Genomic DNA, 12,894 nt, shown 5'->3' with positions numbered 1-12,894 from the left:
GCGCCCGCCCGCCGCCGATCGAGTGGTCCCCGCCCTCCGTCCGGGCGTCATGGCCCGAATGGCGGTGCCCGCGTCCGCGATCCATCGGCACGCTCATGTGTTTATGCGACTGTTCACGCCCGCGTCCCCCTGCCTGGTGGCGGCAGCCGCCCTCCTCGCCGCCTCCGCCTCCGCCTCCGCCTCCGCGTCCGCGTCCGCGTCCGCCGTCCTCGCGCCCGCCACCCCCGCGCACGCGGACCCCCGACCCCCGCTGCCCGCCTGTACGGCCCCGGACGACCACACCTTCCCCCTCACCACCCGCATCCACGGCGGCCCCGCCGGCTACGAGGCGGGCGGCGGCTACGGCACCTGGTACCTGGATCTGACCAACACCACCTCCCGCACCTGCGAGGGCATCCACCCGGTCGTCGTCCTCGTCGACGAGAAGCGGGCCCTGGAGCCCGCGCAGCCCCGCCTGGAGTTCTACGACGGCGCCCGGCCGCGCCCCGTCGCCTTCGAGACGACCGACCGGGACGAGCTGATCGGCGCGTTCGGCGAAGCGGGAGAGGCTGGAGAGGCGGGAGAGGCGGGAGAGGCGGGAGAGGCGGGCACGGGCGGCGACGGATTCCCCGGCTTCACCGTCGGCCCCGGCAAGACCCTCTCCGTCAAGGTGCGGCTCGCGCTCACCTCGGACACCGCCCCGGGCGAGGTCACCGCCAACGCGGCCGTCGTCCAGCGTCGCGGCGGGGACGGCGAGTGGATCGGTCAGTCGAACGACTACCGCTTCCGCATCGGCGCCCGTGAGCCGGCCGCCGAGCGGAGCACCGACCCCGCCGCCCCGTCCGACTCCGCCGACCCCGCCGCCCCCTCCGTCGCCGCCACCCCGGACGACCAGGGCACCGGCATCCCGTTCGCCGACGAACTCGCCGGCACCGGACTGGGCCGGGTGGACGCGGCACTGGGCGCCACCGCCCTGCTCGTCGCCGCCGGCGCCGCGGCCGTGCTGCTTGCCCGCAGACGCCGCTGAGACGCACCGGACCGGGCAGCGGCGCGGGCACCCCCGCGACCCCGGCGACTCTCGCCACCTCCGCGACCCTCGCCGCCTCCGCGATCCCCGCCACCTCCGCGCTCCGGCCCCCCTGCGGCCCTTGCCGCCCAACGCCGCTCCCGCCATCCCTGCGATTCCTGCCGCCCCCCGCGCCCCCTGCCACCCCCGCCGCTCCGGCCCCCCTGCGGCCCTTGCCGCCCAACGCCGCTCCCGCCATCCCTGCGATTCCTGCCGCCCCCCGCGCCCCCTGCCACCTCCGCCGCCGCCCCCCGCGCCCCCTGCCGCCCTTACCACCCCCGCGCCCCCGCCACCCCCATCTGCGACCATCCCTCCGTGGACTACCCGAACGACCAGGCCCCGGGCGCCCCCGTCCGCTCCGGGATCCCGGAGCACGGCCGCGTGCCGAAGTACTACGCCGTCAAGGCGCGGATCGACCGTCTGGTCGGCGAACTGGGGGAGGGCAGCGCCATCCCCACCGAGCGGGACCTCTCCGAGCGGTACGAGGTCGCCCGCGAGACCGTCCGGCAGGCCCTGCGTGAACTCGTGCTGGAGGGCAAGCTGCGTCGGCAGGGACGCGGCACCGTCGTCGCGGGCCCCAAGTTGGAGCAGCCGCTGTCCCTGGCCAGCTACACCGAGGGCGTCCGGCGCCAGGGCCGTACCCCCGGCCGCGCGCTCGTCACCCTGGACCGCTTCCCCTGCCCCGACGCGCTCGCCGCCGAGACCGGCCTCACGCGGGGGGAGCCCGTCTGGCACCTGGAGCGCGTGCTGCTCGCGGACGACGAGCGGGTCGGCCTGGAGAGCACCTACGTGGCCGTGTCCCGCATCCCCGACCTGGACACGGCCTTCGACCCGGACTCGTCCTTCTACGCCCACCTGGCCGAGCAGGGCATCGCCTTCGGTGACGCCGACGAGCGCATCGAGACCGTGCTCGCCACCCCGCGCGAGGCTCTGCTGATCGGCACCCCGCCGGCCCTCCCGATGCTGCTCATCCACCGCGTCTCCCGGGACACGGGGGGCCGCCCGCTGGAACGCGTCCGGACGCTGTACCGGGGCGACCGCTTCTCCTTCACGACCCATCTGCGTGGCTGAAAAACGCCACCCCACACATCTTCTTCGAATAACGGAAAGGTAACGGGTCTAGCCCAAACTTGAAGACCAGTTCACGCTCTCGTTGTCAGTCGGATTCCTCCGGTTCCCCAATGCCAAGGAGCGTGGCGGTCGTGAGAGTGATAGTCGTCGGAGCCGGCGTGGTGGGCACCATGCACGCCTGGCACGCAGTGAACCGCGGCCACGAGGTCGTACAGATCGAGCGCGAGACCGAGGCCCGCGGCGCCTCACTGCGCAATTTCGGCCAGATCTGGGTCAGTGGCCGCGCGGGTGGAGAGGAGTTGGAGACCGCGCTGCGGGCGCGGGAGCTGTGGGAGGAGATCGGCGGCCGGATCCCGGGGCTGGGCTTCCGCCCGAACGGCTCCCTGACCCCGGTCCGCGGCGACCTGGAACGCGCGGTCGCCGAGGCGGCCGTGGCCCGCCCGGACGCCGCCGCCCGCGGCCACAAGCTCCTCACCCCCGGTGAGGCCCGCGCCCTGAACCCGGCCCTGCGCGGCGAGTTCGACGCCGCGCTGTACTGCGAGCGCGACGCCGCCGTCGAACCGCGCACCGCCCAGCTCGCCCTGCGCGCAGAGCTGCTCAAGTCCCCGGACTACACCTTCCTGCCCGGCCGCGAGGTCCGCGACGTCATCGGCGAGAACACCGTCCGCGACGACCACGGCGACGTGCACACCGGCGACGTCGTCGTCCTGTGCACCGGCGCCTGGCTCGGCGGCCTCGTCCGCGAGCTGGCCGGGCCCGACCTGCCCGTGCGCAGGGTCCGCCTCCAGATGATGCAGACCGACCCCCTCGACGAGACGCTGACCACCTCGGTCGCCGACGCCGACAGCTTCCGCTACTACCCCGCGTACGGCTCGCCCGCCCTGGACGAGCTGAACGCGCGGCAGCCGCAGCCGGCCACGGCCGCGGAGCACAAGATGCAGCTGCTGATGGTGCAGCGCGCCGACGGCGGCCTGACCATCGGCGACACCCACGAGTACGAGCACCCCTTCGCCTTCGACACCGTCGAGGACCCCTACGAGCACCTCACCGGCGTCGTCGAGTCCCTCCTCGGCCGCCCGCTGCCCAAGGTCCGCCGCCGCTGGGCCGGGGTGTACGCGCAGTGCACCGACAAGAGCCGGGTCGTGCACCGGCAGCAGGTGCGCGACGGCGTCTGGCTGGTCACCGGGCCGGGCGGGCGCGGCATGACCTGCTCACCCGCGATAGCCGAAACCACCGCGAACGAACTGGGCTGGTGAAAGCACCTATGACCACCCTCACCACCACGACCACCACGACCGCCACGACCACGTCGGACATCCGCCTCGTCGTCCTCGACATGGCCGGCACCACCGTCGCCGACGGCGGCCTCGTCGAGCGCGCCTTCGACACCGCCGCCCGTGAACTGGGCGTCGAGCCGGGCACCCCCGACCACGCCGACAAGCTCGACTACGTCCGCGCCACCATGGGCGAGTCCAAGATCTCCGTCTTCCGGCACCTGTTCGGCGACGAGGACCGCGCCCAGCACGCCAACGCCGCCTTCGAGAAGGCGTACGGCGAACTCGTCGACGGCGGTCTGATCGCCCCGGTCCCCGGCGCCCGCGAGGCCGTCGAGGAGCTGACGGCCGACGGCCGCACCGTCGTCCTGAGCACCGGCTTCGCCCGCGTCACCCAGGACGCCATCCTCGGCGCGCTCGGCTGGCGCGGCCTGGTGCCGCTCACCCTGTGCCCCGCCGACGCGGGCGGGCGCGGACGGCCCTACCCGGACATGGTGCTGGAGGCCTTCCTGCGCACCAAGGCCGCCGACGCCGTACACCAGGTCGCCGTCGTCGGCGACACCTCGTACGACGTGCTGAGCGGCGTACGGGCCGGCGCGGGCCTGGTCGCCGGGGTGCGCACCGGGGCCCACGGCGACGACGCCTTCCGCGAGGCGGGCGCGACCCACGTGCTGGACTCCGTCGCCGACCTGCCCACCCTCCTGCGAGGAGCCGGCTGATGGCCACCAGCGCCCCAACCACCACCAGTACCGCCAGCGCCACCACCGGCATCCGCTTCGACAAGGTCACCGTCGCCTACGACGGCAACGTCGTCCTCGACGCCCTGGACCTCACCGTCGAACCCGGCGAGGTCATGGCGCTCCTCGGGCCGTCCGGATCCGGCAAGACCACCGCGCTGCGGGCGGTCGCCGGATTCGTACGGCCCGCCTCGGGGCGGGTCTTCCTCGGCGACCGCGACGTCACCGACCTGCCTCCGCACCGGCGCGGCATCGGCATGGTCGTCCAGCAGTACGCCCTGTTCCCGCACATGCGGGTGGAGGACAACGTCGCCTTCGGGCTCCGGGCCCGCAAGGTCGCCCGGGCCGGCATACGGGAGCGGGTCGCCGAGGCGCTGGAGATGACCGGCATGGGCGCCTACGCCCGCCGCTACCCCCGCGAGCTGTCCGGCGGCCAGCAGCAGCGCGTCGCCATCGCCCGCGCCCTCGCCATCCGTCCGGACGTCCTCCTCCTCGACGAGCCGCTGTCCGCCCTCGACGCCCAGCTGCGCTCCGGCATGCTCGCCGAACTGGCCCGCCTGCACCGCGAGCTGCCCGACGTGTCGATCCTCTACGTCACCCACGACCAGGTGGAGGCGCTGACCCTCGCCGACCGGATCGCGGTCATGGACAAGGCGAGGCTGCGCGCGTGCGGGACGCCGAGGGAGCTGTACCGGGCGCCGGCCGATGAGTTCACGGCGTCCTTCGTGGGTGGCGCGAACCTGCTGCCGGTGACCGTCGGAGCCGGGGGAGTGTCCTTCGGAGACGCGGACATCAAGGTCGACACGGAGGGTGCCGCGCGGGGCGCGTCGGCCGTCCTGTGCGTGCGGCCGCATCTCGTCGGGCTCGGCGACGGACCCAACCGGCTCACCGGCACGGTGGGGGAGATCCAGTGGCGGGGTGCCACGCACCGGCTGTACGTCGATGTCGCTGGGCACCGCGTCATGGCTGACCTGCGCGAGCTGAAGACGCCGCCGGTTCACGGGGAGTCGGTGAGCCTGCACTTCGCGCCCGAGGACGCGGTGTTGCTGCCCGCGGGGGTGAACCATGGCTGAGGCCGTTGCCGAGCCGCGGCCCGTCGTGGGCTTGGCGCGCCCGCCCGGCGGCAGCCGGAAATCGAGCACAGCCCCGCGCCCCTATGGGGCGCTTCTGTGGGCGCTTCCTCCCGTCGCCCTCCTCGCCCTCGTCTTCCTCTACCCCCTCGCCCTCGTCGTCCAGCAGTCCTTCCAGCCCGACACCGGCGGCACCTCGATCCAGCCGTACGCCGACGTCTTCGCCTCGTACGCCTTCCGCGAGGCGCTGTGGACCACCGTGTGGCTGGCGGTGGCCGCCACCGTCGGCTGCCTGGTGCTCGGATTCGTGCTGGCGCTGGTCATCGCCTTCGTGCCGTTCCCGGGGGCGAGGGCGGTGTCCCGGTTCATCGACGTCTTCCTGTCCTTCCCGTCCTTCCTGATCACGCTCGCCCTGCTCTTCATCTACGGCACGGTCGGCATGGCCAACGGCGCGTGGACCGACGCCACGGGGGCCGCCGAGGGGCCGTTCCAGTTCCTGACCACGCCCTGGGGTGTGCTGCTCGCGGAGATCACGTACTTCACGCCGTTCGTGATGCGCCCGCTGCTCGCCGCCTTCTCGCAGCTGGACACCGGCCAGCTGGAGGCCGCCAGTTCGCTGGGCGCCCGTGCCTCGCGCATCGTCCGGCAGATCATCCTGCCGGAGGCGCTGCCCGCCCTCGCGGCCGGCGGCAGCCTGGTCCTCGTCCTGTGCCTGAACGAGTTCGGCATCGTGCTCTTCACCGGTGCCAAGGGCGTCACGACCCTGCCGACGCTCGTCTACGGCAAGGCGATCCTGGAGTCCGACTACCCGGGCGCCTGCGTGGTCGCCGTCGTCAACGTCCTGATCTCCGTGGGCCTCTACAGCCTCTACCGGGTGGTGAGCCGCCGTGCTGGTGCATAACCGCGGGGCGAGGTGGGCCGTGTGGACGGTCTTCTTCCTCCTCTTCCTGCCCCTGTTCGCCCTCCCGCTGCTCGTGGTCCTCGGCGCCTCCTTCGCCACCAACTGGTCCAGCGTCCTGCCCTCCGGCTTCACCACCGCCAACTACGAGGCGGCCACCCGCGGCGAGGCACTCCAGGCGCTCACCACCAGCCTGGTCACCGCGGTCACGGCCAGCCTGCTCGCCCTCGCCACCGGCACCTGGGCCGCGCTCGCGGCGGCGGCGCTGAAGAAGCGGCACCGCAAGGTGGTCGACGCCCTGTTCGTGCTGCCGGTCGCCGTGCCCTCCGTCGTCGTGGGCCTCGCGACCCTGGTCGCCTTCTCCCAGCCGCCGATGCTGCTCAACGGCACCCGCTGGATCGTGATCATCGCCCACTCCGTCCTGGTCACCGCCTTCGCGTACCAGTCGGTGTCGGCGGCGATCACCCGCCTCGACCCGGCGTACGAGCAGGCCGCCGCCTCCCTCGGCGCCTCCCCGGCCCACGTCCTGTGGCGGGTCAAGCTGCCGCTGCTGCTGCCGTCCCTGACCGCCGCCGCCGGCCTCTGCTTCGCCCTGTCCATGGGCGAGCTGAGCGCCACGATGATGCTCTACCCGCCGGACTGGACCCCGCTGCCGGTCCTGATCTACGCCTCCACCGACCGCGGCGCCCTGTTCACCGGCTCCGCCATCGCCGTGGTCCTGATGGCGGCGACGCTGCTGGTGCTGCTCGCGGTGTCCCGGATCCGCACCAAAGCCTCGTATCGCTGACCCCTTTCCCACCGTCGCGCAAGGAGTTCACCTCGCCATGCCCAGGAACCCCCTCAAGCCGCTCGCCGCCCTCGCCGTCCTCGCCATCCCCCTGACGGCCTGCTCCGGCACCTCCGCCGCCTCCGACGAGAACGTCGTCACCGTCTACAGCGCCGACGGCCTCAAGGGCGAGAACGGCGACGGCTGGTACGACCAGGTCTTCGAGGACTTCGAGAAGGAGACCGGCATCAAGGTCGAGTATGTGGAGGGCGGCTCCGGCGAGATGGTGCAGCGCACCACCCGGGAGAAGCGCAACCCGCAGGCCGACGTGCTCGTCACCCTCCCGCCGTTCATCCAGCAGGCCGACACCAAGGGCCTGCTCCAGAAGTACGCCCCCAAGGGCGTCGAGCAGGTCAGCGGCGCCGACAAGGCCGCGAACGGCACCTGGACCGCCGTCGTCAACAACTACTTCGGCTTCATCCACAACAAGAAGGAGCTGAAGCAGGCCCCCGCCACCTGGGAGGACCTGCTCGACGGCAAGTACGAGAACAAGCTCCAGTACTCCACCCCCGGCGTCGCCGGCGACGGCACCGCCGTCCTCATCAAGGCCATGCACGACTTCGGCGGCGAGAAGCCCGCCATGGAGTACCTGGAGAAGCTCCAGGCCAACAACGTCGGCCCGTCCGCCTCCACCGGCAAGCTCGCCCCCAAGGTCGACAAGGGCGAACTGCTCGTCGCCAACGGCGACGTCCAGATGAACTACGCCCAGTCCAAGTCCATGCCGAACCTCGGCATCTGGTTCCCGGCCCGCGAGGGCGGCAAGCCCACCACCTTCGCCCTGCCCTACGCGGCGGGCCTGGTCAGCGACGCCCCGCACAGCGAGAACGGCAAGAAGCTCCTCGACTACATGCTGAGCCAGAAGGCGCAGCAGCAGGTCAGCGAGATCGGCGGCGGCTTCACGGCCCGCCAGGATGTCAAGGCCACCGACGCCAACGCCATCGCGCTCACCAAGCTGATGGACGGCGTGGAGGTCTTCGAGCCCGACTGGGACGACATCGAGGAGAACCTGACGTCCTACATCGACGCTTGGAAGTCGGCCACCGGCAGCTGACCCCTTCACTCATCCCTCACCAGGAGGAACACGTGTCGTCAGCCCTCTCCCGCCGCACCGTCCTGGCCGCCACGGCAGGCACCGCCGCCCTCACCGCCCTGGGCGCCCCCAAGGCACACGCCGCCCCCACCCTCCCCAGCGGCACCAGCAAGGACAAAGTCCTGCTCATCGGCATGGACGGCCTGCGCCACGACCGCATCGACGCGGCCGACGCCCCGCACCTGAAGGCCATGATGCGCGAAGGGACGTACGGCCTGTCCCTGCTCTACGCGAACCCGATGGCCGCCACCTCCTCCGGCCCCGGCTGGTCCACCGTCTCCACCGGCGTCTGGCCCGACAAGCACGGAGTCAAGGACAACTCCTTCGCGGGCAAGGAGTACGCCGAGTACCCCGGCCTGCTGGCCCGCCTGGCCCAGGTCCGGCCCGGGCTGTCCACGTACGCCGCCGTCGACTGGAAGCCCCTCGACACCCAGGGCACCGTCACCCCCGGCGCCGACGCCAAGCTCGTCCTCGACGGTGACGCCGACGGCTACACCGCGCACGACGCCACCATCGCCGCCGAGGCCGAGGCGGTCATCCGGGACCGGAACCCGGACGTGCTCTTCGTCTACTTCGGCGACTCCGACATCGTCGGCCACAACAAGGGCGCGGCCAGCCAGGCGTACCTCGACGTGATCGCCCGGCAGGACGCCTACGTCGGCCGCCTGCGCGCGGCGATCCGGGCCCGGCCCACGTACGCCTCCGAACGCTGGACCGTCATCGTCACCACCGACCACGGCCACCTGGACGCGGGCGGCCACGGCGGTTCCGCGATCGAGGAGCGCCGCACCTTCGTCCTCGCCACCGGCCCCGGCATCGCAGCCGGCGCCCGCCCGGCCGACACCCGGCTCGTCGACGTCGTCCCGACCGTCCTCAAGCAGCTCGGCATTCCCGTCGATCCCGCCTGGGGCCTGGACGGCAAGCCGATCCAGGAGCGGTCCACCGACCCGTTCGACGCGCTCCACGGCTCCCTGACACCACGCGTCGACGAAACCGGCATCCCCGCCGGCGTCCTCGGTTTCACCCACACCCCGCCCCGCGGCTGGTCCGTCATCAACAACGCCATGGGCACCGGCGGCATGACCGAGTGGCGCGGCTGGTCCTTCGCCACCGACGAGTTCTGGTCCCGCACCCAGCGCGACCAGTCCCGCGAGCTGAACGTCCGCTCGCGCGGCGTGTTCGCGGTCGCCGACTCCGACGAGTGGGCGGACAAGTCCTTCTCCGGCGCCTACGACTCGACCCTGGTCACCCCGGTGTACGACGTCACCGGCAAGTCGGCCGTCCGCCTGGAATTCACCACCCTCTACCGGCAGGACGGCAGTCAGACCGCCCAGATCCTCGCCTCCTTCAACGGCGGCACCCCCACCGTCGTCAAGAGCTACACCTCCGACGTGATCTCACAGCCCCAGTCACTCACCGTCCGGGTCCCCTCCGGAGCCTCCAGCGTGAGCTTCCGCTTCCGGTACACCGGGGCGAACAACTGGTACTGGGTGATCGACGGGGTCAGTGTGGCGTAGTCCTGATTAGGCTGTGGGGCGTCGGTACGCCGTGGTTCCGGCGCCCCCGCCCATGCACCACCGCACGCCAGGAGTTCGTTGCACATGGCAGACCGCAAGCCCATCGAGTCGTGGCTCACCGACATGGACGGCGTCCTCATCCACGAAGGCGTGCCGATCCCCGGCGCCGACGCCTTCATCAAGAGGCTCCGCGAGTCCGGCAAGCCCTTCCTGGTCCTCACCAACAACTCCATCTACACCCCGCGCGACCTGCACGCCCGGCTGCGCCGCATGGGCCTGGAGGTGCCGGTCGAGTCCATCTGGACCTCGGCGCTGGCCACCGCCCAGTTCCTCCAGGACCAGCGGCCCGGCGGCTCGGCGTACGTCATCGGCGAGGCCGGCCTGACCACCGCGCTGCACGACATCGGCTACATCCTCACCGACCACGACCCCGACTACGTCGTCCTCGGCGAGACCCGTACGTACTCCTTCGAGGCCATGACGAAGGCGGTGCGGCTGATCAACGCCGGCGCCCGGTTCATCTGCACCAACCCCGACGAGACCGGCCCCTCCGCCGAGGGCCCGCTCCCGGCGACCGGGGCGGTGGCCGCGCTGATCACCAAGGCGACCGGCAAGCAGCCGTACTTCGCCGGCAAGCCCAACCCGCTGATGATGCGCACGGGGCTCAACGCGATCGGCGCCCACTCCGAGACCAGCGCGATGATCGGCGACCGCATGGACACCGACGTGCTGGCCGGCATCGAGGCCGGGATGCAGACCTTCCTCGTCCTCACCGGCCTGACCCGGCCCGAGCAGGTCGAGAACTTCCCGTACCGCCCGTCCAAGGTGGTCGACTCGATCGCCGACCTGGTCGAACGGGTCTGAGACCCGCGAAGCGGCGGTAAACCCGCACGCCCCCGCTGTAGCCCGTTCGGAGCAGCCGGGCCCCCGCGCAGGATGCGGGGGCCCGTCCCGCGGGGGAGTCTCCAGGTAACTGGAGGTGCACGATGGGCTCACTGAAAGTCACTCTCTGTGCCGGAGCCGCGGCGGCCGCGGCGCTCGCACCGATCGCGGCGATCGCGGCGATCGCACCGGCCGCGTACGCGGTGGACGGCGGTGGTGTCTCGGTCTCACCGTCCACCCCCGCGCCCGGCAGCGACGTCAAGCTCCGCGTGGCGGACTGCACCGAGAAAACGGCCCTCGCCGTGTCGGCGGCCTTCGCCTCGGACGTACGGCTCACCCTGGCCGCGAAGGACGGCGTCCTCGTCGGGGCCGGCACGGTCCGCTCCACCATGGCGGCCGGCGTGTACGCCGTACAGGTCAAGTGCGGCGACGACGCCCGCGAGGGCACCGTCACCGTCGCCGAGCGGCGCCGCCCGGCCGCCCCCGCCTCTCCCGTCGCCCCCGTCGACGCGGGCGGCGGCGGCACCGCGCGACTGGCCGCCGCCGACGCCCGGGACGAGGCCCGCCCCGAACCTCCCGGCACGGCGCACACCGTGACCGGCCTCGTCCTCGCCGGCATCGCCGCCGTCGCCGTCGCGCTGCGCAGCGTCCGCAGCCGGAGCCGCGGGACGGACTGACCGACCATGTCCGAACAGGACCAGCGACGCACCGTCGGCTCCGGCCGCCTGGTGACCGGCATCGCCTGGGTGGTGCTGCTCCTCGGGCTGTGGCTGTGGGGCCGCGAGGCCACCGACGTGCGCGAGGGCATATCCCGGCCGGCCACCGGCGACATGGCGGCGGCCGGCCGGCCCCCCGACGTACCACTGCCCCCCGCCCACGCGCCCCTCGGCGACGCCCTGCCCCAGCGGCTCGACGTCCCCGGGCTCGGCATCCGGGCCCCCGTCGTGTCCCGCGGCCTCGACACCGAGGGCGCCATCGAACCACCGCCCTTCGACCGGCCCGGCTCCGTCGGCTGGTACGCGGACGGCGTGAGCCCGGGAGAGGCCGGGACCGCGCTGATGGTGGGCCACGTCGACACCGAGACCGAGCCCGCCGTCTTCTACGAGATCAGCACCCTGGAGCCCGGCGAGACCATCCGGGTGGTCCGCGACGACGCCCAGGTCGCCGAGTTCACCGTCGACGACGTCCAGGTCCTCACCCGCGACGGCTTCGACGCCCAGCAGGCCTACGGGCCGCACAGCACGGGCCGCGCCGAACTCCGGCTGATCACCTGCGGCGGCACCTTCGACCGCGCCACCAACAGCTACACGGCCAACGTGGTCGTATCGGCGTACCTCACGGGTACCGGCCGCTAGGCACCTTCGGGCCGGTATCCGGGAACCCCCTGGGTGCCACAGGCGTATGTCAGGATTGAGCCTTGGAACAGTGCACCCAGGGGGGTTGGATGTACGGCAGCAGGGGGGCCGGAAGCTTGTCCACTAGGCGAGCGTCCGCGGTGGCACTGGGGGCGGCACTGCTGCTCGCGGGCTGCTCCTCGTCCGACGGCGGCGAGGACAAGGACAAGAAGGCGGGCGCCGGGATAACCCAGCAGCCCAAGGAGGCCGACCCGTTCTGGGTCAACCCGGACGGCAACGCGGCCCAGCAGTTGGCGGCGTTGCAGAAGTCCGACAAGAAGGACCAGGCCGAGCAGATCCGCAAGATCGCCCAGCAGCCGACCGGCGAGTGGATCAGCCCGGAGAACCCCGAGGAGCAGGCCCGCGGCTTCACCGAGGCCGCCGACGAGGCCGGTCGCACCGCCCTGCTCGTCCTCTACAACATCCCGCACCGCGACTGCGGCCAGTACTCGGGCGGCGGCGCCGCCGACGGCAACGCCTACCGTTCGTTCATCGACGGCGTGGCCAAGGGCATCGGCGACCGCTCCGCCACGGTCATCCTGGAACCGGACGCGGTGCTCCACCTGGTGGACGGCTGCACTCCGGAGCAGTTCCACGAGGAGCGCTACGACCTCCTCAAGGGCGCCGTCAGCAAGCTCACCGCGCTGAAGAACACCAAGGTCTACCTGGACGCGGGCAACGCCGGCTGGGGCCACCCGGACCAGATCTTCGAGCCGCTGAAGTGGGCGGGCATCGACCAGGCCGACGGCTTCTCGGTCAACGTCTCGAACTTCTACACCACCGAGGACTCCATCGCCTACGGCAAGCAGCTCTCCGCCAAGATCGGCGGCAAGCACTTCGTCATCGACACCAGCCGCAACGGCAACGGCCCCTACACGGAGGGCGACCCGGGCGAACGCTGGTGCAACCCGCCCGGCCGAGCCCTGGGCGAAACCCCGACGACGAAGACCGCCGACCCCCTCGTGGACGCCTACCTGTGGGTCAAGCGCCCGGGAGAGTCGGACGGCGAGTGCAAGGGCGGCCCCAAGGCGGGCGAGTGGTGGCCGGAGTACGCCTTGAAGTTGGCGCAAGGGTAAAGAACCCAGGGGCG

13 protein-coding genes are annotated in these 12,894 nt (G+C 72.3%); all 13 read left to right on the top strand.

The genetic code is table 11. The features are described 5' to 3' along the window. Positions 1-103 precede the first annotated feature (103 nt). The 13 genes from ACFW48_RS03225 to ACFW48_RS03165 all read left to right on the top strand — a co-directional run bounded on the left by ACFW48_RS03225 (position 104) and on the right by ACFW48_RS03165 (position 12,880). Positions 104-1,006, top strand: a complete 903-nt coding sequence (locus ACFW48_RS03225; protein WP_386309939.1) for a hypothetical protein — start codon at positions 104-106, stop codon at positions 1,004-1,006. Positions 1,007-1,360: 354 nt separating this feature from the next. Further along, positions 1,361-2,116: a GntR family transcriptional regulator gene (locus ACFW48_RS03220; protein WP_386309937.1), complete on the top strand. Its 756-nt coding sequence runs from the start codon at positions 1,361-1,363 to the stop codon at positions 2,114-2,116. A gap of 131 nt (positions 2,117-2,247) precedes the next feature. Next, a complete protein-coding gene (locus ACFW48_RS03215) occupies positions 2,248-3,372 on the top strand; it encodes a TIGR03364 family FAD-dependent oxidoreductase (RefSeq protein WP_386309935.1) in 1,125 nt (374 codons plus the stop codon). A gap of 8 nt (positions 3,373-3,380) precedes the next feature. Further along, positions 3,381-4,109, top strand: a complete 729-nt coding sequence (locus ACFW48_RS03210) for an HAD family hydrolase (protein WP_386309933.1) — start codon at positions 3,381-3,383, stop codon at positions 4,107-4,109. Then, complete coding sequence (locus tag ACFW48_RS03205) at positions 4,109-5,200, top strand: ABC transporter ATP-binding protein (RefSeq protein ID WP_386309931.1); 1,092 nt, start codon at positions 4,109-4,111, stop codon at positions 5,198-5,200. The genes ACFW48_RS03210 and ACFW48_RS03205 overlap by 1 nt, the downstream gene beginning before the upstream one ends. Further along, positions 5,193-6,098, top strand: a complete 906-nt coding sequence (locus ACFW48_RS03200; RefSeq protein WP_386309929.1) for a 2-aminoethylphosphonate ABC transporter permease subunit — start codon at positions 5,193-5,195, stop codon at positions 6,096-6,098. Before ACFW48_RS03205 ends, ACFW48_RS03200 begins: the two co-directional genes overlap by 8 nt. Continuing rightward, the gene (locus tag ACFW48_RS03195; RefSeq protein ID WP_386309928.1) at positions 6,085-6,882 is read left to right on the top strand and encodes an ABC transporter permease; all 798 of its coding nucleotides are present in this window, start codon (positions 6,085-6,087) and stop codon (positions 6,880-6,882) included. Before ACFW48_RS03200 ends, ACFW48_RS03195 begins: the two co-directional genes overlap by 14 nt. Before the next feature lie 37 nt (positions 6,883-6,919). Then, positions 6,920-7,972: a 2-aminoethylphosphonate ABC transporter substrate-binding protein gene (locus tag ACFW48_RS03190; protein WP_386309925.1), complete on the top strand. Its 1,053-nt coding sequence runs from the start codon at positions 6,920-6,922 to the stop codon at positions 7,970-7,972. A gap of 32 nt (positions 7,973-8,004) precedes the next feature. Further along, positions 8,005-9,528, top strand: coding sequence for an alkaline phosphatase family protein (locus ACFW48_RS03185; protein WP_386309923.1), 1,524 nt, complete (start codon positions 8,005-8,007; stop codon positions 9,526-9,528). Between the two features lie 84 nt (positions 9,529-9,612). Next, entirely contained in the window at positions 9,613-10,392 is a 780-nt protein-coding gene (locus tag ACFW48_RS03180) for an HAD-IIA family hydrolase (protein ID WP_386309921.1), read from the top strand. A 122-nt stretch (positions 10,393-10,514) separates the two neighbouring features. After that, positions 10,515-11,087 carry a hypothetical protein gene (locus tag ACFW48_RS03175; RefSeq protein ID WP_386309920.1) on the top strand — a complete coding sequence of 191 codons (573 nt, stop codon included), beginning with the start codon at positions 10,515-10,517 and terminating at the stop codon, positions 11,085-11,087. 6 nt (positions 11,088-11,093) lie between these two features. Further along, positions 11,094-11,765 carry a class F sortase gene (locus ACFW48_RS03170; RefSeq protein WP_386309918.1) on the top strand — a complete coding sequence of 224 codons (672 nt, stop codon included), beginning with the start codon at positions 11,094-11,096 and terminating at the stop codon, positions 11,763-11,765. An 89-nt stretch (positions 11,766-11,854) separates the two neighbouring features. After that, positions 11,855-12,880: a glycoside hydrolase family 6 protein gene (locus ACFW48_RS03165; RefSeq protein ID WP_386309916.1), complete on the top strand. Its 1,026-nt coding sequence runs from the start codon at positions 11,855-11,857 to the stop codon at positions 12,878-12,880. The last annotated feature ends 14 nt before the right edge of the window (positions 12,881-12,894 follow it).

Origin of the sequence: Streptomyces sp. NPDC058812, assembly GCF_042744565.1 — a bacterium.
In the GTDB taxonomy this organism is placed as follows: Bacteria; Actinomycetota; Actinomycetes; order Streptomycetales; family Streptomycetaceae; genus Streptomyces; species Streptomyces thinghirensis.
The sequence above is the reverse complement of the archived record's forward strand: the minus strand, read 5'-3'. Positions and strand labels throughout refer to the sequence as shown.